The sequence below is a fragment of the Clostridium minihomine genome, from assembly GCF_900240385.1.
Lineage (GTDB): Bacteria > Bacillota > Clostridia > Oscillospirales > Acutalibacteraceae > Faecalispora > Faecalispora minihomine.
The window spans coordinates 387,650-409,793 of the sequence record NZ_OEQH01000001.1 but is presented as its reverse complement, the minus strand read 5'-3'; the positions used below and the strand labels follow the sequence as shown (position 1 = coordinate 409,793).

Sequence of the window (22,144 nt, the reverse complement as noted above, 5' to 3'; positions counted from 1 at the left end):
GATTTTTATTTTTGCACCCGAAAGAGTATGGTCGAATGTGCAGCTGTTGTGCGTACGCTTCTTTGCCCATATCCCTTTAAAAAATAAAAAAAGAAAGAGTGAAATAAAATGAGCAATCAGGAAAAACGAACATGGAAATTTGAAACTCTTCAGCTGCATGCAGGACAGGAGCAGCCGGATCCGGCCACAGACGCCAGAGCAGTTCCCATTTACCAGACCACTTCTTATGTGTTTAAAGACAGCAAAACGGCAGCGGCCCGGTTCAGCCTGGCAGAATCCGGTAACATCTATGGGCGCCTGACCAACAGCACCCAAGGCGTTTTTGAAGAGAGAATCGCCGCTTTGGAAGGCGGCATTGCCGCTTTAGCCGTGGCCTCTGGCGCGGCGGCAGTTACTTATTCTATTTTGAACATTGCACAGGCCGGCGATCACATTGTTTCTGCCAAAACCATTTATGGCGGCACATACAATCTGTTTGCCCACACACTGCCGCAATACGGCATCACCACAACCTTTGTGGATCCCGATGAAGAAAACAGCTTTTTAAATGCCATTCAGGAAAACACCAAAGCCATCTTCATCGAAAGCCTTGGCAACCCCAATTCAAACATCATCGAAGTAGAAAAGATTTCGGCCATCGCTCACAGCCACGGAATCCCGCTTTTGATCGACAGCACCTTTACTCCCCCCAGCCAGTTCCGCGCCATTGAATACGGCGCAGATATCGTCATCCATTCCGCCACTAAATTCATCGGCGGCCACGGCACAACCTTGGGCGGTGTAATTGTCGATTCCGGCAAATTTGACTGGGCCGCTTCCGGCAAATTCCCGGCCTTAACCGAACCCACCGAAAGCTACCACGGCCTGAGCTTTACCGGTGCCGCAGGAGCTGCCGCTTTCATTACCAGAATCCGCGCAATTTTACTGCGGGATACCGGCGCCAGCATTTCGCCTTTCAATGCATTTTTGCTTCTGCAAGGGCTGGAAACGCTCTCTCTGCGCGTGGAGCGCCATGTAGAAAACAGCCTAAAAGTCATCGAGTTTTTGAAAAATCACCCCAAAGTGGAGCGTGTGAACCACCCTTCATTGCCTGACAGCCCCTATCACGCCTTGTACCAGCGCTACTTCCCCAAAGGGGCCGGTTCCATCTTTACCTTTGATGTAAAAGGCGGCGCAGAAGAAGCCACCCGCTTTATTGATAACTTGCAGCTGTTCTCTTTGCTGGCCAATGTGGCGGACGTAAAATCTTTGGTGATTCACCCGGCCAGCACCACCCATTCTCAGATGAATGAACAGGAACTGCTGGAATCTGGAATTCACCCCAGCACGGTGCGGTTGTCTATCGGTACCGAGCATATTGATGATATCCTGTACGATTTGCAGCAGGCTCTGGACACAATCTAATTTTTGGCCCCTTTTTCTTTCTCATCCCCAAAGAATTTGAATATCCCTTCCAACGTCTTCTGTCAAATAATATAAAAATAGAACTCCGCCCCAATCATTGGCACATGCTATGGTTGGGGTATTCTATGTTTTATCAAAAAGTAAAAGACAAATAAAGATTCGGAATCGAGAAAAATGATGCGCAGAAGTTCCCAAAATGACCCCCAATTTATCATTTTATCTTGATATACAGGACACTTCATACCAACAGTTCTTTTTCACATGTATATGGACGCTAAATTTTTTCTTTATTCCTGTAGCTTTTTTCTTGTTTCAGGGGTGTTTCTAGTGAAAGGAGATTCCGAACATGAAGCCACAATCATTGCGTGCAGATGATTGCGCGGAAGAAGTGATACTGTTCTATCGTGATATGGTTTATCGTCTGGCTTTTGCCCGAACAGGAACAACATGCGATGCAGATGAAATTTTTCAGGAAGTTTTCTTGCGTTATATCAGAAAACACCCGGTATTTGAAAATGAAGAGCATCGAAAAGCATGGCTAATCAAAGTTACAATCAACTGTTCCAAAAAACTATGGGGTTCCGTATGGAAACGAAAAGTGGAGCATTTAGAAGAAACTTTACCCTTTGAAACCAAAGAGGATATAGACCTTTATCATGAGCTGCAACAATTACCCGCAAAATACCGCGAGGTCATTCATCTGTTTTATTACGAAGAGATGTCTGTTGAAGAAATCAGTAAACTATTAAACCGAAAAAATTCTACCGTCAGAACCCAGCTGACCCGTGCCAGAGGATTGCTTAAAAACGTGTTGGAGGAGGGGTGCTATGTTGAAAGAAAAATATAATCATATGAGTGACCAAATTCATCCAAGCGATGAACTATTGCATAAAACTTTACACACAGCCAGCGGCAGTGAAAAAAGGAATATCCGTAAATTTTTGTTATTACGAAAACCGGTTGCAGTGCTTGTTGCCTTGTGTCTCTGCCTGACGCTGTCTGTTCCTGCACTGGCAGCCAATGTAGAGTCAATCTATCAGCTCATGTATCTGGTTTCTCCCGGTATCGCTCAATTTTTTATGCCGGTACAACAATCGGATGAAAGTAACGGCATCAAAATGGAAGTCGTTTCTGCTTCGATTCATGAAAACACAGCTGAAATTTATGTTACCATGCAGGATGTAACCGGTGATCGCATTGATGGCAGCACGGATCTTTATGACAGCTATTCCATTCACCGGCCGTTCGACAGTTCCGCCCATTGCGAACTGATTGGATATGAAGACAGCACGAAAACAGCTACTTTTTTAATTACTATCGAAGAGTGGGGCAAGCACAATATTACCGGTGATAAAATTACATTTTCGGTACGGGAATTTTTGAGCCATAAAAAAACATATGAGAATGTGGAAATTCCAATCAGCCTTTCTGACATTTCTGCTGCCAGGCAAACACAAAGCGTTTCATTAAAAGGCGGCGGCGGAAAAGATTATAAGAGGAATACAAATGCTAAAAACAATCCGGCCCTCATCCCCACAAAGCCAATGGACAAATTCCCAGTTGATGGAATCGATTTCACCGGAATTGCCTATCTGGACGGAAAACTGCATGTTCAAACCGCTGTAAAAAATCCTTTGGAGAACGGCAATCACGGATTTCTATATCTGAAAGATAAAAATGGAACCGTGATTAATTGCAATTACAGTTTCTATTTTTCTAACCAAGAGCTAGAATCCGATTCGATTGTTTACCACGAATCCGTGTTTGATATTCCACAAGATGAAATTTCAAACTATGCTCTATATGGTCATTTTGTAACCTCTGGAATGAAAACAGAAGGAGACTGGCAAATTACATTTCCCTTAAAAAGCATGACATAAGAAAGACAAAGAATCTTTCTGCGTAAGTGGCAACAATGAAAAACTGTGATTAGAGAATCCTAGCAAAAAAAGATACCCAAGCATTTTTTGTAAATGCTTGGGTATTTCTTCTGCCTTGTTTGGCCTTAGATAGAAACTCACAGCCAATTGATACAATGGCTCATTTATTTATAATACAGTCCTGCCATCTTCATATCTTTGGAAAATGAAATCGTATAAACAAAGCTTTTACTTTCATATTCTGCTTTGGCCACGGCCACCGCATATTCTTCTTTGGTCTCTTTATCAGAAGCACCGGCAACCGACAAATCTGTTATTTTCTGAAAGCTTCCACCCTCAGCAATGGCCTGATACACCGAATCCAATGCCTCGTCTGTCAAAGCAGCTTTCATGGTTTCATTGCTCATTTCGCGAAGCGTATCGCTATTCTTGGAGTTGACCGCTTCCACCACTTCATTCGCTGCAGATTTTACCGCCGCTTCATCAAAATCGCCCGATAAACCCGGCTGAGCACAAGCGGTAAACAAAACTGAACAAAAGACTGCCAAAACGCTGATAGTCAGCCATTTTCTAAGTTTCACTGTCTGTTTTTTCATCACGGTTTCCTCCTATATAAAGCTTGCGGGAATGGAATGCATACACCGCCATCACCAGCACCATTGCGCCAAAAACCAGTTCTGCCTGCACTGTCGCAAGTCCCCCTGTGACCAACAAAGAAACAACCGAGTTCACTAAGCCGTGAACTGCAATCGCCGCCAGCAAAAAGCGAACCCGCCACCCGGTTTGAAAGCCGTTCCAAACCAAAATCGTCAACGCAATGTGCAGCACAATTGCCAGCGCCCGTTCTACAATTCCCAACCACAGATCTCCCACCGAATATCCACTTAAAAACAGCGGAAGCAAAACCATAACCGCTTCTGCTGTGCCGTGTCCCAATCCAAAAAGCACCGGCTGAAGTATGGAACACTGCGCAGGACGAAGCAGAAATTTTTTAAATAAGAATCGAAATCCTTCTTCAAATAATCCGGCAGAAAAACTCAATAGAATAAAAAACGCTGTGGGATACACCACACTGAACAAAGTGTAACTGCCGGTCTGCGCCCACAGGCCAAGCAACGGCAGCCGAAGCAACGGCTGAGAAATCAGAAAGCAGGCCGCCCCCAACCCAAACCAGACGAAATATCGCCACTGAAACCGCCTCTGGCTAATCTGTTTGTTTTCAGTCATTCCGCTCCTCCTTCTGTTTGATTCCGACTTTATTCAATCGAAAGATATCCTGCCACAAGCACCGCATCCGTATTCCGATTCAGTCCTTTCCAAAGGATAACACTCGGCAAAAAAGATAGACAACAGTGAGGCCCCGCAAATGCCCCAATAGCAGAAAAAACCGCCGAAAGCCACAGCTGCCGTTAAGCGAACCCACAAAAAGCAGGGCGCCGGCAACCGCACCAATCAGCGGAAAAACACATCACATATTCCATACTGTCAGGCTTCCAGCGGGTGCGGGGCATGGGCTGAACGAAACACATGGAAAAAGCGGTAAATACCCCTTTTAATACCTCCATGTATTCGCCCCCCTGTCCCGCTGCCCACCAACAGTCTTTTAACGGTTTTTATTTGCAAAAATTCTCGACGTAGCTGTTCAGCGCTACCTCAATAATCCGTACAGCCTCTTCCCGGCCGCTGACTTCTTTTACAGCAGTTTCCTTATTCTCCAGCTCTTTGTAGACCTTAAAGAAGTGAGACATCTCATCAAAAACATGAGTGGGCAATTCGTTAATATCCTGATACTGGTTATAAGTGGGATCATTAAAGGGAATGGCAATAATTTTTTCGTCGTTACGTCCGCCGTCCAGCATGGAAATCACGCCGATGGGGTAGCAACGCACCAAAGTATGAGGCTCCAAAGGTTCAGAGCAGAGCACCAGAACGTCCAAGGGATCCAGATCATCGCCATAAGTTCTGGGGATAAAGCCATAGTTTGCCGGGTAGTGAGTGGAGGTATACAGAATCCGATCCAACAGAATCAGGCCGGTTTCTTTGTCCAGCTCATACTTTTTCTTGCTGCCTTTGGAAATTTCCACCACCGCAACAAAATCATTCGGGGTAATTCTTTTGGGGGAAATGTCATGCCAAATGTTCATTTTTGAAACTCCTGTTCACAATATATGCAGCGGTATTGCTGCAATTCTTCATTACAAAGCCGGAAAATATGATCCACGCCTTCCTCCGCATTGCTGATGCATCGCGGGTTCTTGCAGCGGATCACGTTGGTCACCTGCTTTGGAAGCTCAAGGCTTCGTTTTTCTACAATTCTTCCCATATCAATAATGTTGATGGTAATATTATGATCCATTACCCCAAGAATGTCAAGGTTCAAATCGGTTTTTCCTTCAATCTTAATAATGTCTTTCTTCCCATACTTGCTGCTTTTGGCATTCTTGATAATGGCGACACTGCAATCGAGGGTATCCAACCCCAAAAGAGAATAAATCCGCATGCCGGAGCCCGCGTGGATATGGTCGATGACAATTCCTTTTTCTAAACTGTCGATATTCAGCATACTTCCACCTCCAAAAGCTTCAGAATCAAGGCCATTCGGACATACACTCCGTTCTGTGCCTGCTCAAAATAGGCTGCACGGGGATCCTCATCCACATCTGCCGTGATTTCGTTGACCCGGGGCAGCGGATGAAGCACCGACAAATCTGCTTTTGCGGCTTTGAGTTTTTCTGCGGTTAAAATGCAGCTGTCTTTTAAACGAACATAATCTTCTTCGTTAAAAAAACGCTCCTTTTGAATCCGGGTCATATAGAGGATGTCCAATTCCGGCATCACTTGTTCCAGCGTTTCCACTTCCCGATACGGCGCGTGATGCTTTTGAAGTACATCTTGCCGGATATAATCCGGAACCCGCAGTTCTTCGGGCGAAATCAGCACAAAGCGAATCTCCGGAAAGCGAACCAAGGATTTCATCAACGAGTGAACCGTGCGCCCAAATTTTAAATCCCCACATAATCCAATGGTGATTCCCCCAAGGCTTCCTCTTTTGCGGCGTATGGTCATCAAATCCGTCAGGGTTTGCGTGGGATGCTGATGTCCGCCATCCCCGGCATTAATCACCGGAATCCCGGAATAATGCGATGCCACCAAAGGAGCACCTTCTTTTGGATGGCGCATAGCGCAGATATCGGCATAACAGGACACCGCCCGAATGGTGTCGGCCACGCTTTCTCCTTTTGCCACCGAGCTGTTGTCTGCAGAAGCAAACCCAAGCACGCTTCCCCCCAGCCGCAGCATGGCAGACTCAAAACTCAGCCGTGTTCGGGTGCTGGGCTCATAAAACAGCGTGGCAAGAATTCTTCCCCGGCAGGCTTGCGAAAAATGCTCTCGATCTGCGGCAATGCGGTCTGCCAGATCCAGCAGTTCCTGTGTTTCTTCCACCGAAAAGTCCAAAGGGTCTATCAGGTGCTTCATTCCAGTCTTCCTTTCCATGTCCTGCGCGCTCAAAAGAAGCACACCTTGAAAATTTCGCTCTTTCAAAGGTGTGCTTCATCCGTGCTATTGTTTGTCGGTATTTCTCTTGCCGATAAGTATACCGCAAAAATTTATGCCTGTCTATCTTTTTCTTCGGGAAATGACTGGAAGTTTTCGGTGGCTTCTATTTTCACATGCTCTACCACATCGCTCAAATCTGCTAAAAGGCGGGAAATCTGCTGAATTTTTTCTTCCCCAAACCGGTTTGCCACTGTGCTGATTTGGAACAAAAACCGATCAATTGCCTGTGAGAAAACTTCTGCTCCGACCGGAGTAAGCGTTACATACACCACACGTCGATCATCCGTGGCAGCGGTTCGCGTTACCAATCCCTTTTTCTGCAGGGATTTGAGCATCTGAGAAACCGCCGGCATAGACATCCCCATCCGGGCGCTGAGCTCCGAAACCCGAACTCCCGGCAGTGAAGCGCCAGAGTTTTCTTCTTCTTTACAGCAATGGTGAATCCGGTACAACATTAAAAACTCCCCTTGAGGAACCCCCGGAACCTCCGGAATCAAAGCTTTCGCTTTTTTTAAATATTGCAGCATCCGGAACAGTTGATCGGTCCGTTCTTGTGCATCCATATCGTCATCCCCGCCTTTTTTCGATTCCCGAATTTTTTTAGTTAAGTATATGAAATAGTATAGAATGTTTTTTCATTTTGTCAAGAAAGATTTCTGGTTTTCTGTCGAAGGCGTAAAAAAACGATCTGAACCGGCCGCAAACGCAGGAAAACACTGGAAACTTCGATTGGCAAATGTTTGAAAAAATGAATCTTTAAAATTCTGCTTTTTGGCTGCGCAAAAACAAATCGGAAAGCACCTTGTCCGGTGCCTGTCCCCCATGAATCACCGCATCCACCGCACGGCAAATCGGCAGTTCCACGCTATATTGTTCCCCCAAACGCAGCAAAGCTTTGGTTGTGGCAACGCCCTCTGCCAATTCGCCATAAGGCTCACCCCTGACAAAGCGTTCGCCAAAAGCACGGTTATGGCTATATTCAGAAAAAACAGTCGCCTGGTAATCCCCCAGATGCGCCAAGCCATAGGCAGAAATTTCCTTGCCGCCCATGGCACGAATCAGCCGGGCAATCTCTCTGGTGCCACGGGACATCAGCGCACCTTTGAGCGCCGTTTTGTTCAGGCCATCCAACATTCCGGCCGCAATCCCGATCACATTTTTAGAGGCTGCCCCCACTTCGTTCCCAATCAAATCTTCTCCGTAATAAAACCGAATCAAACTGCCGGAGAACTGTTCAATCAAAAGTTCTTTGGTTTTTTGCTGATTGCTGTCTATTACCATACAGTTGGGGATTCCCGCTGTAAAATCCTGCACATGCCCCGGCCCCACCCAAATGGCCAGCCCTGTTTCGGGCGTAAGAAACTCTTCTGCTACCTGCGTCAGCCGTTTTCCCGTGGTTGCTTCTATCCCCTTCATACACAGCACCACTGTTTTTCCTTCCAGCGGGTACTGAGAAATCTCTTTCATCAACCCCCGCAGGCTTTGAGAAGGAATCGAAATCACCACCAGCTCGGCGCTTTCCAGTGCCTGCTTTCGCTGATCGCAAAAAGAAACGGTATCGTTAAATATTACCAACCCATTGGTTCGGGTTTTTCGCAGACTTGCAAACTTCGCACTTTCTGCTCTGCCATAAATGGTGACCGTGTGTCCCATCCCAGACAGATACCAGGCGATAAATCCGCCCCAGCGCCCGCTGCCGATCACTGTTATTTTCATAAGTGATTTGCTCCTTTGTTCCGATATCGTCACAGATAGCCAAACGGCATCTAATGAAATTTCATCCGAAGGTTTCATCCTGATTCTTACAAAAATTAAATCATTCCTTAACCAAAAAACAAGAAAAAAAGATTCTTGCACAGAATCTTTTCCCCAAGCTCTAAGAGCCTTGTGTCTTTTAATCATAGGGGTTTTCTTTGTGATTGTCAAATCCCCAGTAGAATTTTGCCTTTATGCAGCAGCAGAATTTTGACTTTTTCGGCCGTGCTGAATCTTTTTATTTTATTCTTTTTTAAAAAGATTCCTCTCTTCTTCACTTCGCCCCTCATACCGGGGCGGAACTTTTCGTGTCCCCGTCAGAAGATTGTTTATTATTTATACTTTCACTTTATTACTTTAAAAAGATATTCTTCTAATAGTTACTTCGCCCCTCATGCCGGGGCGGGACTTTTCGTTTCCCCGTCAGAAGATTGTTTATTATTTATACTTTCACTTTATTACTTTAAAAAGATATTCTTCTAATAGTTACTTCGCCCCTCATGCCGGGGCGGGACTTTTCGTTTTCCTGTCAGAAGATTGTTTATTATTTATACTTTCACTTTATTACTTTAAAAAGATATTCTTCTAATAGTTACTTCGCCCCTCATGCCGGGGCGGGCACTTCCTTTCGCGAAAAGGCGAAAGGAAGCAAAGGCTTTCCCAGGGGAGAGTTTCAACTCTCTCCCCCGGGACCCCCTCTGAACGACACAAAGGACACCTTTGGAATCCGTAAAACAATAAGACGTCAGTCATGTGGAATCACGCCAAATGCGGGTGGCACACTCGCTAAAGCGGCGTGCTACCGCGCAATGGCGCTTCAGCAGCTTTGTATAGAATAACATTACACCAACCGTCCTTTTATACCTACATTTTCTCATTAGCGGTAAGGCTTTTTACAGTCGGTAAGCCCTACTAAATAATCAAGGCTCGTATGATAAAACTCAGCCAGTTTTATCATACTGTTCAGCGGAATATCCCGCTCCCCTCTTTCATATTTCGAATATAAAGATTGATCACATTCCAAATACTCCGCTACCTGCTGCTGAGTCAAATCCCAATCCTCACGTATATCACGTATTCTCAAATTCATTTTCATCACCCACACAAGTATACAATAGGACAATAAGTCCTATTGACTTTTAGGACTTATTGTCCTAAAATAAGCTTAATCACTTGTATATTGAACGAAAACGGTTAAGTTATACCGCCCCACTTTCTACTAAATACTTCATAACAGCAAACATCTATAAATAACATTCAAATTTATTAAAAAATAGGATTTAAAAAATGAAAGGAATGTTACTATGATTATTCGGCAGTTAAAACCGCAATAATTACAGCAATATTTTAACACCTTATATTGACAATTTGTGCACCCAAGACTACAATCAACTTGGGTGCACAAATTAGGAGGTGATACTCATTTCTGCACGCAAAAAACCTGGACCCCATCCGGAAAATCCATTGGATACAGAAATCAAATTAAGGCTTGATAAAAAAACATTGGAAAAGATTGAGTTTTGCAAAAAAGAGCTGAACACAACTCGTTCCGATGTATTACGAAAAGGTGTTCAATGCTTATATGATGGGCTTCAGAAAAAATGAAAGGAAGCGGCGCAACTCTCTAAAGTAAATCGCCACTTCCCCAATACCAGCAGATGCCCAAAGGCAAATACGGTGTAAATATTTTACCATATGCCGTGATTCCTTTCAAGGCTCTGCTGAGCCAAACACAATGAGAAAGGAAGCGTTACTATGATTATTCGGCAGTTAAAGCCCAAACAGTATGAATACTTATCTCATCAATTAAAATGCTATGCGGATTCCGAGCCTTTTTCGGCCAGCTATACCGTGAAGTTGCGGATTAACCATGCGGAATATCAACTAAAAGTTCAGCCGGAAAACAAACACCGCATGGCAGCTTTACAAGCTTTGCGAATTCACCGGAACGAGAACGGGGTCAATTATGAGTTGATTGTCAATGGAATTCTGTTATCTGCCCTTTTAGAAATTCTGATCAATCAGGGAATCAAAGAAGAGTAAGCAAATAATACGCCCGGCTTAATTAGCACCATTGTCATTGGCGCGTTACAGAAAACTGTCTTAGAGGAAAAACCACACCCAGCTAAAGATAGCGCCGCCGTGCGGTAGTGCGCCGCCGGAGGCGAGTGCGCCACCCACGATTAAGCGGCGCCTTACACAAAACTATCGTCTTTCCCTGATTTTAAACGGATTCCAAAGGCAGAGCCTTGGCGAATCTTTGCCTCCTTTCTTTTCGCAAGTAAGGAGGGGCCCGCCCCGGCCTGAGGGGCAAGGGAATTAGTAGAAGAATATTTTTTAAAAACAATAAAGTAAAGTTTATTTAATAAATAAAGAACACTCTTGACAGGGAAACGAAAAGTCCTGCCCCGGCCTGAGGGGCGAAGTAGTGAAAGAAGAATGTTCTTAAAAAAACACCTGTGCTATCGCCGCACAAACTCTTTCAAAAGCATCTAGCTTCACCCAGCCTGAGGGGCAAAGTTCGGAGCAAACAAAAAAATCCGCCGAAATTTTCCGGCGGATTTTTCTAATGGTAACCTTAAAAACAAAATCAGGAAACCGCTTTTCCCAGCTTCCAGCCCACGGCCGCTTCGCGCATTCCGATAAAGTCGGCATAAAGCCCGCCTTCATTCATCAGTTCGGAATGGGTTCCTCGCTGAACAATTTTTCCACCGTCCAGCACCAGAATCTGATCCGCTTGGCGCACCGTTTTCAGCCGGTGGGCAATCATAATAATGGTCTTGTTGCGAGTCATTTCTTCAATAGCTTCCTGCAAATAGCCTTCGTTTTCCGGGTCCACATTGGCGGTGGCCTCATCCAGAATTACAATGGGCGCATCCTTCAAAATAGCACGGGCAATCGAAATACGCTGGCGTTCCCCGCCCGACAAAGTGGCTCCGCTTTCGCCCACCACTGTGTCATAACCATCGGGCAAAGCCATGATGAATTCATCGCACCTGGCCCGGCGTGCGGCCTGACGCACTTCTTCCATGGTGGCGTCCGGCTTTCCGAACCGAATGTTATTCAAAATGGTATCGTTAAATAGGTACACCTTTTGGAATACCATGCTGAAATTGGACAAAAGGCTGTCTAAAGTATATTCCTTTACATCGACCCCGCCTACGGTAATAATGCCGCTGTCCACGTCCCAAAAACGGGTAATCAGGTTGCAAAGCGTTGTCTTTCCGCCGCCCGAAGGCCCCACAATGGCCGTTGTTGTTCCGGTAGGAATTCGGAAAGAAACATTGTCCAAAATCTTTTTCTCATCATAAGAAAAGCTAACATTTTTCCCTTCGATAGTGAAGTCTTTGATGCGAATATTCTGGCCTTTTTCGTCCATGATTGGGGTGTGTTCAATGGCCTGAACCTTATCAATAGAGGCATCCACCGTCCGCAGCAAAGCAGACATGCTGCCGGCGGTTTCCATTTGGCTGTAAATGATGAAAGCAGAAATCATCATCAAAAGGCAAACCGTTAAACTCATTGTGCCGGAAAGGTAAAAAACAATCGATACAAGAACCACTAAAACACTGACTAATTTGAGAACCATGCTTTGTAAAATCATGAACGGAATAAACACCAGTTCTAACTTAACATTGTTCTTTTCGCAATCCGAAATCGCTTGATCCAAAGTATGACCGGCTCGTTTTGCCAGATTAAACGCCCTGACCACACCGATGCCCTGCACATATTCCAGAACTGCCCCAACCAGAGCGCCCTGTGCCGCCACACGCGCCGGCGTCACTGCCCGAGACTTCTTCTGCATCATCGAATTCAGGAAGATAAACATTAAAATCCCAGCCAGAATCACAACACCCAAACGCCAGTCGAACACCAAAAGCATTAAGGTGATAATAGCGGAATGAACATAGCCGTGTATCACTTTATCCATAACCCGGGGGGCAATGTCCTGCACATCCTCCATGGTAGAGGTCACCGTGGCGGTAATCGCCCCCAAGCTGTTGTCGTTAAAATACCCCATGGGCACATATTTCATCCGATCGCCAATTTGCGTGCGTTTGTCGGCGCACATCATAAAGCTCGCTTTGGCTTGAGACATGGTGGATCTTTGTTTGGTCAATATGGTTCCCAACATGCTCAGCAGCATAATTCCAAAAGAAACCCATGCGGTCTGCGTGGTGACGTTATTGTCTACAATGGCCTTTAAAACCACAGCTAGAGCTAAAATCTGAAAAGATTGGAAGATGGAATTGATCACTGCCAAAACAATGCTCTTTTTCATCATACCGCTCCATTTTCCTGCAAAGCGGAAAAACTTGCGTATTGTGCCTATCATAATTTTGTCCCCCCTTACAATGCGTCTTTGGCGCTGATATGTGCCTGCCACAGCTGCTGATACAACGAATCGGATGTCAGAAGCTGCTCATGGGTTCCCACTGACGAAATTCGGCCGGACTGAATCACCACAATCTGATCCGAATCGGTAATGGTGGACAAACGGTGGGCAATCACGATCAATGTTTTTCCCTGCACCAATTTTGCCACAGCCTTTTGAATGGTTGCTTCATTTTCCGGATCCGTATAAGCGGTGGCTTCATCCAGAATCACAATGGGCGCATCTTTCAGCATTGCGCGGGCAATGGTAATGCGCTGCCGCTCACCGCCCGACAGATGGCCGCCTGCGCCCCCTGCAACGGTCTGATAGCCTTTCTCCAGCGCCTGAATAAACTCGTGGCATCCCGCTGCTTTTGCCGCTGCAATCACCTCTGCGTCTGTGGCAGAGGGCCTTCCCATCCGAATATTCTCCATCACGCTCTGGTCAAACAGGAAGTTGTCCTGCGCCACATAGGCGATGGTGTCCATCAGCTGTTCTGCCGGAATATTCTGAACATCCACCCCGCCAATGGTAATCGAGCCGCCGTTTGCATCCCAAAAAGAAGCAATCAGCTTGGCAATGGTGGATTTTCCCCCACCGGATGGCCCCACCAGTGCCGTCACCGTCCCCGAAGGAATGGAAAGACTGACCCCATGCAAAATTTCGGTTTCTCCATACCCAAAGGTCACACCGCTCAGTTCTATGTCTGTTCCGTTCAATTTGGCCGGCTTCTCTGGGCGCACCTGTTCCGGCTCATCCAAAATAGCGCCGATTTCACCCACGATAATGCCGATTTTGGCAAGATCATCGGTATAATACATAGCAGAAAGAAGCGGAGCGATAATGCCCAGCGCCAAAATCATCACCGTAATAAAATCAGGGCCGGAAAGAGAACCGCCGCTGTAAAGCACACAGCCCAGCGGCAAAACGCCAATGAGCACCGCCGGCCAAATTCCAATTGCCATGGTAAAGTATGTTTGTACATCCTTCATCCAATCCAAACCATAGGTTGCATTCTTATGAACTGCATCTGAGAATTTTTTATAAGAAGTTGCCGACTGACCAAAGGCTTTGATCACTTCGATTCCGTTGATATATTCCACCGCAGTGGCGTTCATGTGCTGCCCCACTCTCACATACTCGGCAAACCGCTTGGGATAATCCTTCATCATCGCCACATAGCAAAGCGCCCCCACCGGCAAAGTAATCAGTGAAATCAGAGCCATCCGCCAGTCCAAAACAAACAGATACCCGATGATGGCCAGAGGAACCAAAAGGTTTGACGTCATCTCGGGCAAAACATGTGCCAAGGTCGGCTCAATGCTGTCCACCTTTTCAACCATGGTATTTTTAAACTTTCCTGATGGGGTTTCCAGCACATAGCCCATGGGAACACGAGTCAATTTTTGGGCAATTCTTCTGCGTACTTCTGAAATCACGGCAAAAGTTGCTTTGTGAGAAAATGTGGTAGAGATATTGTGCAGCAGCACCTTGGCCAAAAATCCGGCCGCCGCCACACCGCACCAACCCAAATACCAGCTAAAATCCCGCTGGCCTTCCAACAGGCCTACGATTATCCGGGATACCGCAAAATAAGGCACCATCTGGCCTGCCACGCCCAAAATTGCCAGCAGAACAGACACTGCATACTCTTTTTTATGCGGCCCCGCATATTCCTTCAGCCGGGCAAAAGTTCCCGGCGTTTTTTCTTCCTTCATCCTCGACTCCTCCTTTTGTTAGAAATCACTAACTTTATTTCAAAAGAAACGGGACTTACAATAGTCCCATAATCTTTTGCCACCCTGCTGTAAAAAAAATAGTCAGCTGCCCAATATACTCCCGTGCAGTATCTTTGGGCATATTGTGAGAAACCACTTCAAAAAATCCAGACAAATAAGCACTGGATAAAATATGAATTAAGTCTTCGGGCACAGATAACACCGGACTGCCCAGCGCCTTCATGGTATCGGCAAATTTCCAGGTGCTTTCCACCTCAATTTCGGCCAAACGATGCAGATAATCTTCATAAGAGGTTCCTTCTGCACAGCAAATCAAAAGCCGAAAAGAGTCAAAATGATCGTACACATATTCAAAACAAGCCCAAACCTCAAAATGATTGGCCTGAATCATTATCTTCTTTTGTTCTTCTGCCGACAAATGCTCGAAATCCATATGCTTTTGAGCATACAATTGATAAAGTCCATCCGCTGTTTCCCGCACTAATGAGTCGAACAACGCATTTTTGTCAGGGTAATATCCGTACAGAGCACCGGTGGTTACACCCGCAGCTTTCACAATAGAACGCAAAGAGGCCTTTTGAAAACCCAGCCTTAGGAATTCCTCTTTGGCAGCCATTAAAATTTTCTGCTGTGTGGTGTATCTTTCTTGTTCCATCTGTGCACTCTCCTCCGCAATATAACACCGTTATATAACAGTGTTATATTATCAGGTTTCTTTGTGTATGTCAACACTAACTTATAAAATAAATTGCCTGCCTTACATTTAAAACATCATAAAAAGACGAATTGCAACAGGAGCCGTTCCAAACCCTTTGCGGCACATTCTGCCGCCGGTTTTGGAACGATCCCAATCACATTTCGCCTAATATCCATCGGTTGTTAATGGAATCAGTTTCCCACTTCTAAGCTGATTTGATTAAATTGCTCTAACAAATCATCCGTGGACAAAGCCACCTTTGCCTCATCGGCCGCATCAATCAGTGCATGCCCCTGGTGCATCATCAAAAGGCGATTGCCATACTGAATGGAATATTTCAGGTTATGGGTGACCATTAAAGTCGTTAACCCTTTTTCTGTTACGATCTCTTCGGTCAGCCGCATCACATTCTCGGAAGAACGGGGATCCAGCGCCGCCGTGTGCTCATCCAGAATCAGCAGATCAATGGGAGTCATGGTAGAAATCAAAAGCGCCAGCGCCTGTCTTTGCCCACCGGACAAACTGCCCACCGCAACGCTGAGCTTATCCTCTAAGCCCAGTTCAAGCCGCTCCAGCTGGGTGCGGTATTCATCCATCCGACGGCGGCTCACCCCGCGGGACAATCCGTAAAAAGCGCCTTTATTATCCGCCAAGGCCATGTTTTCTAAAATAGTCAGTTCCGGGCAGGTTCCTTTGGAAGGATCCTGAAACACACGCCCAATGGATCTGGCGCGCTGATATTCCTTCATTGCACCAATCTCTTGACCCTTTAGAAAAATCTGTCCGCTGTCCGGAATCACACTGCCGCAAATCATGTTTAACAAAGTGGTCTTTCCCGAACCATTGCTGCCCACCACCGAAACAAACTGTCCCGGCAAAATATCCAGATGAAAATCTGAAAATAAAACCACTTCGCTGACCGAATCGGGGGAAAAAGTCTTATAGATATTCTGAAGGCTTACCATACTATCAGATTTGAGTTGGGTTTGCATGCTGGTGTTTCCTCCTTCCCGAGAACATCTGGTTTCCCACAAGAGCCACTGTAAACAGTACCGCCATCAACAATTTCAGATAATTGGTGGGCAGGCCCAGCTGCATGGCAATAACCAAACAGGTTTTGTACAGAATCGCGCCGATCACCACCATAGCGGTGGGACGAATCAGCTTAATTTTGCCCAAAAGGCTGGTTCCGATAATAACAGATGCCAAGGCCATAACCACCATACCGGTTCCGCCATAGATGTTGGCGGTTTCGGTCTGCTGTGCCAAAATAGAACCCGCAAGAGCCGTGCATCCGTTGCCCAAGGCCAAGCCGAGTATCTTCATTTTCCCCGGATCTTTGCCCAGAGAAATCACATATTGAGGATTGTTGCCGGAAGCACGGAGAAGCAATCCGGATTTGGTTTTCAGATACAGATCCAACAGAAGCTTTACTACAACCACAACCACAAAGGCAACCAGAATCACCCGGTAATTCTTCATCCCTTCGGGAAGCAATCCGGCAATCCCGGAATTAAAAATGGTGGGTTGATTATAGAAAGTCAGCACTGCTGATCCCCTGGTAATCACCAGATTAATGCTCCACAGGCCGGTCATCACCAAAATACCGGAGAGCAGATCGGTAATGCGAAGCTTTACATGCAACAGACCGGTGACACAGCCGGCCAGCCCCCCTGCCAGAAAGGCCAGAACACAGGCAATCCAGGGATTCACACCCAAAACCAGCAGTGTGCCCGTAACACAAGCCCCCATAGGGAAAGTGCCGTCTACCGACAGATCGGGGAACCCGAGAATTCGATAGGTAATATATACCCCCATTGCCATGATGCCGTAAATGAGGCCTTCCTCCATTACATTGAAGAACAGACCCAAAAATATATCCATACTGCGCTACCTGCTTTCCGTACAAATAAATTCAATCAAATTACTGAGTAACAGCCTGTGCATTCTCATATCCTGCGGGAAGAGTCAAACCGAAAATATCCAAGACCTCTGCATTGTAAACCGGGGCAAAGTCTTTTACCACATACACCGGCATCTCACCGGCTTTCTTTTCACCCTTTAAAATGGAAACCGCCATTTTTCCGGTTTCTTTGCCCAGTGCCACATAATCAATTCCCTGCGAAGCCAGGCACCCGTTTTTCACCTGCTCCACTTCGGAACCAAACACGGGAATGTTTGCTTTGTTGGCTGCCTGCAAAACCACCTGCAAATTATTTACCACATTATTATCTGTAAAATTATTGATGCAATCCACCCCTTTGGAAACCAAAGATGCGGCGGCGGAACTTACCTCAGAAGCATTCACCACACCGGATTCCACCACTTCAAAGCCATGTTTTGCAGCAACCTCTTTCAGGCTTTTCAGATGACTGACCGAGTTCGGTTCGCTGGTGGTGTAAAGGACACCGATCCGCTTGGCTTCGGGCAAAAAGGCACGAATCATTTTGACCTGCTCTTCCAGCGGCAGAACATCGGAGCTGCCGGTAATGTTATTTCCGGGTTTCTCCAAAGACTGCACCAAACCAGCCGCAACCGGATCAGAAATCGCCGTGAATACCACGGGAATATCGGTCTCTTTGGCCGCACTGTATGCAGACATAGCCGCCGGGGTGGCAATGCCCACCAGCATATCATACTTTTGAGAAACCATGTTTTTGGCAATCAAATCTCCGTTGGCCGGGTCACCCTGAGCATTTTGAAAATCAATGGTCAGGTTTTTGCCTTCCTCATATCCAGCCTCTTTCAGGCCCTCAACCACGCCCTGATAGCAGTTGTCCAGCGACGGATGCGTGGCAAATTGAATTACACCGATTTTTATGGAACCATCGTCTGCCTTTTGTGAAGAACCGGCATCCCCCTTGGAACACGCGGCCAAAGAAGCGGTCATAACAGCCGCAAGGGAAACTGCGGCAATTCTTTTCAGTAACTTTTTCATAGAAAAAACAGTCCTTTCTTTCAAATCATATAAGTCATTATGCGGTGTATTGTCTGATTTTTCTTTGAGCTGCCACCAGCCCTCCGGCATAAAACGCACCTCCTGACCGGCAATAAAAAAAGCCCTTGCCCCTAATCGCTTAGGGACAAGAGCATTTGCTCCTGCGGTACCACCCAAATTGACGCTGTCGCGTCCACTTGTTTCGCATACTTTTTGTTATATGCGCTCTGCTGATAACGGGTAGAGCCCCCGTCGCAGACTACTTGGCATTTCAGCCGTTCGCCCCGCCCTCTTAAGTCCATTCACCGTGCTTTTCCCTGCCGCAATTCCACCCCATGCAGCTCTCTGGAAGGGCTCTTTGCCCGGCTACTACTCTTAATCATAGGTTTTTGGGTTTATTCATTTTGTATTGACCCTATTATATGACGCTGCTTTTTATTTGTCAACACGGTTTTGCGAATTATTTTTATGCAATTGTTCTTTTATAAAATAAGACTACCTGTCAAAAATCTTTCTATATCACACAGGGAAAACGATCTCCAGAAATTGACATTTGTCCAAAAATACAGTAAAGTTGTAGCAACCGCGCATCAGATGCAATGGGCTGGACGATTATGAAACCCGCACACACATCACAAAATCTTGTATAACACTATATGGATAAACACCATATCAAGTGAAATAATTTGTAAATAATCTAGAAATTTCTTTCAATTGCAGCCGGAAGCTTGCCAAATAACAAATTCTGCATTAAAATAAGAAACACATAGTTAAGAAACCTAACTAATTAATTCAAAAGAATATTCGCTTTACTTTTCCGCAATGGCTACTTGCTGTTCCCGGTTGTTACGAAAATCAGAGCAAAAATATTGCTGAGGAAATGGGACGATAGGATGAGAATTGGTCTTGACGTAGGTTCCACGACCATCAAATGCGTCGTGCTGGACAGTGACAATCAAATTGTTTATCAATCATACGAGCGGCATTTCTCACAGATTACCGAAAAAATGGCGGAGCTTCTGCACAAAATTAAGGCAGAGGTTCTTCATGGCGAGCCCGCGTTCCTGTCCGTATCCGGCTCGGCGGGAATGGGCATTGCCGGGGCCTGTGATTTGCCCTTCGTTCAAGAAGTTTATGCCACTCGCATTGCCATGGGAAAAACCATCCCGGATGCTGACGTAATTATTGAACTGGGCGGCGAGGATGCCAAAATTCTGTTTTTATCCGGCGGAACCGAGGTTCGGATGAATGGTTCTTGTGCCGGCGGAACCGGGGCATTTATTGACCAAATGGCCACTTTGCTGCATCTTTCTTTAGAAGAAATGAATGAATTGGCCGGCCAACACGAAAAAATATACACCATTGCATCCCGCTGTGGCGTGTTTGCCAAATCGGATGTACAGCCCCTTTTAAACCAAGGAGCCCGAAAAAGCGATATTTCGGCCAGTATCTTTGCCGCTGTGGCCAACCAAACCATTGCCGGCCTGGCTCAAGGGCGCCCGATTCGGGGAAAGGTGATTTATCTGGGCGGCCCGCTGACTTTTCTTCCCCAACTGCGCGAAAGCTTTGACACCGCACTGAAAGTGAAAGGAGTTTGTCCAGAAAATTCCTTATATTATGTATCACTGGGCGCCGCCTTTAGCAGTGAGGCAGAAGTAAATTTGGATGACGCGCTGAAAAAAATTGAAGCTTACAGTGGAAAAAGCGATTTTCTATCCATTCCCCCTTTGTTCCGGGATGATCAAGAATATATGGAATTTCAGGAACGCCACCAAAGCTGCCGCGCCAAACGCGGGGATATCTCTACATACAAGGGCCCCGCGTATTTGGGAATCGATGCCGGTTCCACCACCGTTAAAGCAGTATTATTGGGGGAATCCTGTGAATTGCTGGATTCCATTTATCAAAGCAACTCCGGCAACCCGGTTCCTATCATCCGGGCTTACCTGACCAATTTGTATGAGGATTACCCTGACATTACCATTCGTTCCACCGCCGTGACCGGATATGGCGAAGAACTGCTGAAGAATGCGTTTAATCTGGATTTCGGCATTGTGGAAACCATTGCCCATTTTACCGCCGCCAAACACTTCATGCCGGACGTTGACTTTGTCATCGACATCGGCGGTCAGGACATGAAATGCTTTAAAATTCGTGGCGGAGCAGTGGACAACATTTTTCTGAACGAAGCCTGTTCCTCCGGCTGCGGTTCATTTTTGCAAACCTTTGCCAACACGCTTCATTATGAAATTGAAGATTTTGCAAAGAAGGGGCTGTTTGCAAAACACCCGGTGGATTTGGGATCCCGCTGCACCGTTTTCATGAACTCCTCGGTCAAGCAGGCGCAAAAAGACGGGGCCACCACAGAGGATATCTCTGCCGGGCTCTCTGTCAGTGTAGTGAAAAATGCTATTTATAAGGTAATCCGTGCGGCTTCGGCAGAAGAACTGGGAAAGAACATTGTGGTACAGGGCGGAACCTTTTTGAACGATGCTGTGCTGCGGGTCTTTGAAAAAGAACTGGGCGTCAACGTGATTCGCCCGGACATCTCTGGCCTGATGGGCGCTTACGGCGCAGCGCTTTATTGTATGGAGCACCAACAAGGAACCAGTACTCTTCTGCCTTTGGAAGAACTGAAAACCTTTACTCACGAGGTCAAGGTAGCTTCTTGTGGACTTTGCAGTAACCACTGTCGTTTGACCATCAATAACTTTGGCGGAAACCGCCGGTTTATCGGCGGAAACCGGTGTGAAAAGCCTGTGACCAAAAAGCGGGAAGACACCACGCTGGATATGTATGCCTATAAGCTGGATCTGCTGCAAAGCTACAAACCGGTTCCGGGGCGGCGCGGGAAAATCGGCATCCCTATGGGACTGAATTTTTATGAGCTCTTGCCGTTTTGGCACGCTTTCTGGACTTCTTTGGAATTTGAACTAATTCCTTCTCCCCTATCCACCCGAAGGCTGTATCTGGACGGCCAGCACACCATTCCATCAGACACCGTGTGTTTCCCCGCCAAATTGATGCATGGGCATATCGATGCTTTGTTACAGCAGGGAATTGATCGGATTTTTTATCCCTGTATGTCCTATAATTTTGACGAAGGACTGGGCGACAACCATTACAACTGCCCGGTGGTGGCCTATTATCCGGAAGTACTTTCCGCTAACGTGGAAGAACTGAAAGATAAAATGTTTATCAACGATTATGTGGGAATTCACCGCAAGAAAGATTTCCCGGTGAAAATGCACCGCATTTTGACCCAGTATTTTCCCGACATTACCACTGAGGAAGTGAAAAAGGCCGCCAAGGCCGCCTATGCGGAATACGACCGTTATTTTGCCCTTATCCGGCAAGAGGGCGAGCGAATCATAGAAGAAGCGGAAAAGCTGGGCAAACAAATTATCGTTCTCAGCGGCCGCCCCTACCATTTGGATCCGGAAATCAATCACGGCATCAACAAATTAATCACCAGTCTGGACGCTGCGATTATTTCAGAAGATGTCATCAGTAACCGGGTGGAAAAATTCCGAACCGGCGTTCTGAATCAGTGGACATATCACGCCCGGCTGTATGCCGCCGCAAAATACATCTGTACCCGCAAAGACATGAATTTGGTGCAGCTGGTATCCTTCGGCTGCGGTGTGGATGCCATCACCACCGATGAAGTTAGGGAGATTCTGGAAGAGCAAGGCAAAATTTACACGCAAATCAAAATTGATGAAATTACAAACCTTGGGGCGGTAAAAATCAGACTGCGCAGTCTGTTTGCCGCATTGGAGCAGTGAGGTGATATTG

Annotated in this window: 20 protein-coding genes and 1 other annotated feature; of the genes, 5 read left to right on the top strand and 15 right to left on the bottom strand. The window is 46.3% G+C overall.

Annotation, left to right across the window (positions count from 1 at the left end):
* Positions 1-108: 108 nt before the first annotated feature.
* The 3 genes from C1A02_RS01955 to C1A02_RS01945 all read left to right on the top strand — a co-directional run bounded on the left by C1A02_RS01955 (position 109) and on the right by C1A02_RS01945 (position 3,284).
* A complete protein-coding gene (locus C1A02_RS01955) occupies positions 109-1,404 on the top strand; it encodes an O-acetylhomoserine aminocarboxypropyltransferase/cysteine synthase family protein (protein WP_101696517.1) in 1,296 nt (431 codons plus the stop codon).
* 346 nt (positions 1,405-1,750) lie between these two features.
* On the top strand, positions 1,751-2,251 hold the full coding sequence (locus C1A02_RS01950; protein WP_101696516.1) for an RNA polymerase sigma factor: 501 nt from the start codon (positions 1,751-1,753) through the stop codon (positions 2,249-2,251).
* A complete protein-coding gene (locus C1A02_RS01945) occupies positions 2,232-3,284 on the top strand; it encodes a DUF4179 domain-containing protein (RefSeq protein WP_101696515.1) in 1,053 nt (350 codons plus the stop codon). Before C1A02_RS01950 ends, C1A02_RS01945 begins: the two co-directional genes overlap by 20 nt.
* A 164-nt stretch (positions 3,285-3,448) precedes the next feature.
* Here the strand turns inward: C1A02_RS01945 and C1A02_RS01940 are convergent, their stop codons facing one another.
* From C1A02_RS01940 to C1A02_RS01905, 9 genes are all read right to left on the bottom strand, one after another.
* Positions 3,449-3,880 carry a DUF3887 domain-containing protein gene (locus C1A02_RS01940; RefSeq protein WP_101696514.1) on the bottom strand — a complete coding sequence of 144 codons (432 nt, stop codon included), beginning with the start codon at positions 3,878-3,880 and terminating at the stop codon, positions 3,449-3,451.
* On the bottom strand, positions 3,855-4,511 hold the full coding sequence (locus C1A02_RS01935; RefSeq protein WP_101696513.1) for a YhfC family glutamic-type intramembrane protease: 657 nt from the start codon (positions 4,509-4,511) through the stop codon (positions 3,855-3,857). Before C1A02_RS01935 ends, C1A02_RS01940 begins: the two co-directional genes overlap by 26 nt.
* Positions 4,512-4,693: 182 nt before the next feature.
* Entirely contained in the window at positions 4,694-4,849 is a 156-nt protein-coding gene (locus tag C1A02_RS13395; RefSeq protein ID WP_164997128.1) for a hypothetical protein, read from the bottom strand.
* Positions 4,850-4,897: 48 nt separating this feature from the next.
* A complete protein-coding gene (locus tag C1A02_RS01930) occupies positions 4,898-5,428 on the bottom strand; it encodes an inorganic diphosphatase (protein WP_101696512.1) in 531 nt (176 codons plus the stop codon).
* Positions 5,425-5,847, bottom strand: a complete 423-nt coding sequence (locus C1A02_RS01925; protein ID WP_101696511.1) for an aspartate carbamoyltransferase regulatory subunit — start codon at positions 5,845-5,847, stop codon at positions 5,425-5,427. Before C1A02_RS01925 ends, C1A02_RS01930 begins: the two co-directional genes overlap by 4 nt.
* Positions 5,841-6,761, bottom strand: coding sequence for an aspartate carbamoyltransferase (gene pyrB / locus C1A02_RS01920; protein ID WP_101696510.1), 921 nt, complete (start codon positions 6,759-6,761; stop codon positions 5,841-5,843). The genes C1A02_RS01925 and pyrB overlap by 7 nt, the downstream gene beginning before the upstream one ends.
* Positions 6,762-6,892: 131 nt before the next feature.
* A complete protein-coding gene (locus C1A02_RS01915; RefSeq protein ID WP_101696509.1) occupies positions 6,893-7,405 on the bottom strand; it encodes a MarR family winged helix-turn-helix transcriptional regulator in 513 nt (170 codons plus the stop codon).
* A gap of 193 nt (positions 7,406-7,598) precedes the next feature.
* On the bottom strand, positions 7,599-8,558 hold the full coding sequence (locus tag C1A02_RS01910) for an NAD(P)H-dependent glycerol-3-phosphate dehydrogenase (RefSeq protein WP_101696508.1): 960 nt from the start codon (positions 8,556-8,558) through the stop codon (positions 7,599-7,601).
* Between the two features lie 916 nt (positions 8,559-9,474).
* Positions 9,475-9,687, bottom strand: a complete 213-nt coding sequence (locus tag C1A02_RS01905) for a helix-turn-helix domain-containing protein (RefSeq protein ID WP_207204865.1) — start codon at positions 9,685-9,687, stop codon at positions 9,475-9,477.
* Positions 9,688-10,352: 665 nt separating this feature from the next.
* Here C1A02_RS01905 and C1A02_RS01895 point away from each other — a divergent pair.
* Positions 10,353-10,640 carry a hypothetical protein gene (locus tag C1A02_RS01895; RefSeq protein WP_101696506.1) on the top strand — a complete coding sequence of 96 codons (288 nt, stop codon included), beginning with the start codon at positions 10,353-10,355 and terminating at the stop codon, positions 10,638-10,640.
* 547 nt (positions 10,641-11,187) lie between these two features.
* Here C1A02_RS01895 and C1A02_RS01890 read toward each other — a convergent pair.
* The 6 genes from C1A02_RS01890 to C1A02_RS01865 all read right to left on the bottom strand — a co-directional run bounded on the left by C1A02_RS01890 (position 11,188) and on the right by C1A02_RS01865 (position 18,436).
* Positions 11,188-12,933 (bottom strand): ABC transporter ATP-binding protein, encoded by a 1,746-nt coding sequence (locus C1A02_RS01890; protein WP_101696505.1) that lies wholly within the window; start codon positions 12,931-12,933, stop codon positions 11,188-11,190.
* A gap of 14 nt (positions 12,934-12,947) precedes the next feature.
* On the bottom strand, positions 12,948-14,690 hold the full coding sequence (locus C1A02_RS01885; RefSeq protein ID WP_101696504.1) for an ABC transporter ATP-binding protein: 1,743 nt from the start codon (positions 14,688-14,690) through the stop codon (positions 12,948-12,950).
* Positions 14,691-14,745: 55 nt separating this feature from the next.
* On the bottom strand, positions 14,746-15,366 hold the full coding sequence (locus tag C1A02_RS01880) for a TetR/AcrR family transcriptional regulator (RefSeq protein WP_101696503.1): 621 nt from the start codon (positions 15,364-15,366) through the stop codon (positions 14,746-14,748).
* A 233-nt stretch (positions 15,367-15,599) separates the two neighbouring features.
* Entirely contained in the window at positions 15,600-16,400 is an 801-nt protein-coding gene (locus tag C1A02_RS01875; RefSeq protein WP_442338866.1) for an ABC transporter ATP-binding protein, read from the bottom strand.
* Complete coding sequence (locus C1A02_RS01870; protein ID WP_101696502.1) at positions 16,378-17,292, bottom strand: ABC transporter permease; 915 nt, start codon at positions 17,290-17,292, stop codon at positions 16,378-16,380. Before C1A02_RS01870 ends, C1A02_RS01875 begins: the two co-directional genes overlap by 23 nt.
* 40 nt (positions 17,293-17,332) lie before the next feature.
* Positions 17,333-18,436, bottom strand: a complete 1,104-nt coding sequence (locus C1A02_RS01865) for an ABC transporter substrate-binding protein (protein WP_101696501.1) — start codon at positions 18,434-18,436, stop codon at positions 17,333-17,335.
* Between the two features lie 48 nt (positions 18,437-18,484).
* Positions 18,485-18,738: a binding site (T-box leader), on the bottom strand.
* Between the two features lie 501 nt (positions 18,739-19,239).
* Between C1A02_RS01865 and C1A02_RS01860 the strand changes: the two genes are divergently transcribed.
* Positions 19,240-22,134, top strand: a complete 2,895-nt coding sequence (locus tag C1A02_RS01860) for an acyl-CoA dehydratase activase (RefSeq protein ID WP_101696500.1) — start codon at positions 19,240-19,242, stop codon at positions 22,132-22,134.
* Positions 22,135-22,144 lie beyond the last annotated feature (10 nt).

Coding starts and splice junctions, on each gene's coding strand:
- C1A02_RS01955 (WP_101696517.1), top strand. CDS start 109: ATGAGCAATCAGGAAAAACGAACATGGAAATTTGAAACTCTTCAGCTG.
- C1A02_RS01950 (WP_101696516.1), top strand. CDS start 1,751: ATGAAGCCACAATCATTGCGTGCAGATGATTGCGCGGAAGAAGTGATA.
- C1A02_RS01945 (WP_101696515.1), top strand. CDS start 2,232: ATGTTGAAAGAAAAATATAATCATATGAGTGACCAAATTCATCCAAGC.
- C1A02_RS01940 (WP_101696514.1), bottom strand. CDS start 3,880: ATGAAAAAACAGACAGTGAAACTTAGAAAATGGCTGACTATCAGCGTT.
- C1A02_RS01935 (WP_101696513.1), bottom strand. CDS start 4,511: ATGACTGAAAACAAACAGATTAGCCAGAGGCGGTTTCAGTGGCGATAT.
- C1A02_RS13395 (WP_164997128.1), bottom strand. CDS start 4,849: ATGGAGGTATTAAAAGGGGTATTTACCGCTTTTTCCATGTGTTTCGTT.
- C1A02_RS01930 (WP_101696512.1), bottom strand. CDS start 5,428: ATGAACATTTGGCATGACATTTCCCCCAAAAGAATTACCCCGAATGAT.
- C1A02_RS01925 (WP_101696511.1), bottom strand. CDS start 5,847: ATGCTGAATATCGACAGTTTAGAAAAAGGAATTGTCATCGACCATATC.
- pyrB (WP_101696510.1), bottom strand. CDS start 6,761: ATGAAGCACCTGATAGACCCTTTGGACTTTTCGGTGGAAGAAACACAG.
- C1A02_RS01915 (WP_101696509.1), bottom strand. CDS start 7,405: ATGGATGCACAAGAACGGACCGATCAACTGTTCCGGATGCTGCAATAT.
- C1A02_RS01910 (WP_101696508.1), bottom strand. CDS start 8,558: ATGAAAATAACAGTGATCGGCAGCGGGCGCTGGGGCGGATTTATCGCC.
- C1A02_RS01905 (WP_207204865.1), bottom strand. CDS start 9,687: ATGAATTTGAGAATACGTGATATACGTGAGGATTGGGATTTGACTCAG.
- C1A02_RS01895 (WP_101696506.1), top strand. CDS start 10,353: ATGATTATTCGGCAGTTAAAGCCCAAACAGTATGAATACTTATCTCAT.
- C1A02_RS01890 (WP_101696505.1), bottom strand. CDS start 12,933: ATGATAGGCACAATACGCAAGTTTTTCCGCTTTGCAGGAAAATGGAGC.
- C1A02_RS01885 (WP_101696504.1), bottom strand. CDS start 14,690: ATGAAGGAAGAAAAAACGCCGGGAACTTTTGCCCGGCTGAAGGAATAT.
- C1A02_RS01880 (WP_101696503.1), bottom strand. CDS start 15,366: ATGGAACAAGAAAGATACACCACACAGCAGAAAATTTTAATGGCTGCC.
- C1A02_RS01875 (WP_442338866.1), bottom strand. CDS start 16,400: ATGCAAACCCAACTCAAATCTGATAGTATGGTAAGCCTTCAGAATATC.
- C1A02_RS01870 (WP_101696502.1), bottom strand. CDS start 17,292: ATGGATATATTTTTGGGTCTGTTCTTCAATGTAATGGAGGAAGGCCTC.
- C1A02_RS01865 (WP_101696501.1), bottom strand. CDS start 18,436: ATGCCGGAGGGCTGGTGGCAGCTCAAAGAAAAATCAGACAATACACCG.
- C1A02_RS01860 (WP_101696500.1), top strand. CDS start 19,240: ATGAGAATTGGTCTTGACGTAGGTTCCACGACCATCAAATGCGTCGTG.